Annotated in this window: 4 protein-coding genes; all 4 read right to left on the bottom strand. The window is 60.8% G+C overall.

Annotation, left to right across the window (positions count from 1 at the left end):
• Positions 1–290 (bottom strand): EamA family transporter (locus EN914_RS30635; protein ID WP_164779026.1); only part of this gene is annotated, 290 nt, incomplete at its 3' end.
• Between the two features lie 2 nt (positions 291–292).
• The gene (locus tag EN914_RS30630; protein WP_024505072.1) at positions 293–1,273 is read right to left on the bottom strand and encodes an RluA family pseudouridine synthase; all 981 of its coding nucleotides are present in this window, start codon (positions 1,271–1,273) and stop codon (positions 293–295) included.
• Positions 1,274–1,335: 62 nt separating this feature from the next.
• The gene (gene crcB / locus EN914_RS30625; RefSeq protein WP_024505071.1) at positions 1,336–1,710 is read right to left on the bottom strand and encodes a fluoride efflux transporter CrcB; all 375 of its coding nucleotides are present in this window, start codon (positions 1,708–1,710) and stop codon (positions 1,336–1,338) included.
• Positions 1,711–1,776: 66 nt separating this feature from the next.
• Positions 1,777–2,607: an aspartyl/asparaginyl beta-hydroxylase domain-containing protein gene (locus tag EN914_RS30620; protein WP_024505070.1), complete on the bottom strand. Its 831-nt coding sequence runs from the start codon at positions 2,605–2,607 to the stop codon at positions 1,777–1,779.
• Between the last annotated feature and the right edge of the window lie 226 nt (positions 2,608–2,833).

Genomic DNA, 2,833 nt, shown 5'->3' with positions numbered 1-2,833 from the left:
ACATAGAGGCAAAGGAACTCGATGCCGAAAAGCGCGCCAACCACGATGCCGGCGAGCAAGGTCCCGTCGCGCGTGAAAAGCGCGATGCCGCGCCACCGGCACCAGGCAAAGACACACATGCCGCCGATGATCGAGCGCGCGATCGACAGGAAAACCGGATCATAGCCAGCGTAGGAGATCTTGGCGGCGACGTAATTCAGCCCCCAGGAAAAGGTCAGCCCGACCATGATCGCGGCGGCGGCCAGGTCGACCGTGTCGCGCCGGTCGAGCGCGTCGGTGGCGCCGCTCACGATCAGTCCTCCGCGCTGGCGTCGTCGAAGCCGATCAGGTTCCAGCTCTGGCGCATATGCGGTGGCATTGGCGCCGTGACATCGATGACGCCCTTGTCGGGATGCGGAATGATGATGCGGCGGGCGTGCAGATGCAGGCGGTTTTGAATGCCGCCGGGAAAGTCCCAGTTGGTGTCGGCCTCGAAATATTTCGGATCGCCCAGGATCGGGCAGCCGATGTAGGCGGCATGAACGCGAAGCTGGTGGGTGCGGCCGGTATAAGGCTCCATTTCAAGCCAGGTCATCGTCTGCGCCGCCTGCTCGATGATGCGGTAGTAGGACACAGCGTGATCGGCGCCCTTTTCGCCATGCGCGGCGACCCGCACGCGGTCACCGTCCGGCGTCGGCTCCTTGATCAGCCAGGTCGAGATCTTGTCCTCGCGCTTGGGCGGCACGCCCTTGACCAGCGCCCAATAGGTCTTCTTGGTCTCGCGGGCGCGAAACGCTTCCGAGAGCTTCATGGCGGCCAGTCGGGTGCGGGCGACGACCAGCACGCCCGAAGTGTCGCGGTCAAGCCTGTGAACCAATCTGGGCTTCTCGCCCTTCTGGTTGCGCCAGGCCTCCAGCATGTCGTCGACATTGCGGGTGACGCCCGAGCCGCCCTGCACCGCAAGGCCCGCCGGCTTGTTGAAGACGAAAACCTTAGGGTCTTCATGGATCAGCATTTTCGACAGGACATCGGCATCGCCCTGGTTGCGGATCGAGTGGCCGGTCAGCGCACTCTCGCCCTTCTTGTCAACCTCGAGCGGTGGGACGCGAACCATCTGGCCGGGCTCGACACGGGTGTCGGCCTTGACCCGGCCGCCGTCGACACGGATCTGGCCGGAGCGCAGAAGCTTCTGCAAATGGCCGAAACCAAGGCCCGGGAAATGGGTCTTGAACCAGCGGTCGAGCCGCATGCCCGCCTCGCCGGCTTCCACCGTGATCTGTTCAACGCCTGCCATGTTTTTTGTCGCTTATCCGTTTCCCGAGCAAAGCTCGGCCTGTTCTTGGCGCGGCAATAGCACTAAGGCAGGCTTCTTGCGAGCCAAAGTCCCAGAAACAGGGCGATAATGGCGCCAATGACGCTGGCAAGGGCATAAACCAGCGCAGGCAGCGTGGCTCCTCGCTCCCACAGCGTCGCAAAATCGAGCGAAAAGGCTGAGAAGGTGGTGAAGCCGCCAAGAATGCCGGTGGCAACGAACAGCCTGACCTCGTTCGATCCGCCACGGCGCATCATGGAGGCGATGAACAGCCCCATGGCGAAGGAGCCGATGACGTTGATGGCCATCGTGCCCCAGGGATAGTTGGGGCCGACAAAACGCAGCGCGCCGATGTTGGTCAGGTGGCGAATACCGGCGCCGACTCCACCACCGACGACGACGAGAAGCAGGTTGAACATCTTCGGTACTTCCCCGGGCTATTCAAATTCAGCCGATGCCGCCAGCTGCATTGAGCGATTGCCTGCTCAGGTCGTCCCGGCATTCTTCGGCTTGGTCGAACCGATCATCTTCCAGTTCTTGTAGAACATGGAATTGATGCGCTCGACGCTCACCGAGACGACGGCGAGCATGCCCGCGATGAGGCGGGGAACCGGGGATGGCCTGATAATGTCCATGAACACGCAGTAGCGGCGGCCGTCATACTCGTTGACCGAGCGATGCAGCAGCGTGTCGTCGAAGATGAACAGCGGATTGTCGTACCAGTAATTCTTGACACTGCCGCACTCGACGAAAATCTCCGACTTCACCGGGATCAGATTGTAGAGAATGCGCAGGCTGAGCCGCAACGGGCCGAAATGCCAGGACGTCGATTCGCGCTTGCTGAACACGGAAACGGCGATGGTCTTGATGTATTTGAAATCCTTGTTGAACTCGGCGACGTTGTCGATCTTGTGCTTGCCGTACCACTGGTAGACATACATGCCGCGCCGGCCGGCGCCGAAATTGGCATCGATATCGGCGATGATCTCATCCTTGCGCGCCTTGAAGATGTCCAGGACCTCGTTGACCTCGCGTCGATAGTCGGCGGGAAACTGATCCAGCTTCCACACGCCAGGATTTCTGTAGCACAGGAGGTCGACCAGCAGGTTGAACGGCGAAAGCAGCCAGGTGAACAGGCCGTTGCCGAGAAAATAGCCTGAGAACAGCGACAGATCCTTGCGGTCGTTGCGCAGCACGTCGATCAGGCCGCAGATGATGAAGATCGTCGTCAGGATGGGGATGAAATAGAAGCCAAGGGCGAGAAGCGGGATGGCAATGGCGAACTTGCGAAGGGACTTGCGAAGGGTTTTTGTCATTTTTCCACGCGCGAAGCGCGATCCTGTTGCGAATGAGGTGCCCAAATCAAGGCAACGGCCACCGCCCGGCCGTGCGCCTTGATAAGGTTTTTTGGGTTACCACACAACGGCCCTGCTACCGCGGCCGGCTGGCTGCCTGGCGGATCCGGTCAATAGCCTCACGCAAGCCGGCTATTCCCGCTCTTTGCGCAGCTTTGCCCAATAATCGAGCCGCTTCCTGATATCG

The organism is Mesorhizobium sp. M7A.F.Ca.CA.001.08.2.1 (assembly GCF_003998455.1).
In the GTDB taxonomy this organism is placed as follows: domain Bacteria; phylum Pseudomonadota; class Alphaproteobacteria; order Rhizobiales; family Rhizobiaceae; genus Mesorhizobium; species Mesorhizobium ciceri.
The sequence above is the reverse complement of the archived record's forward strand: the minus strand, read 5'-3'. Positions and strand labels throughout refer to the sequence as shown.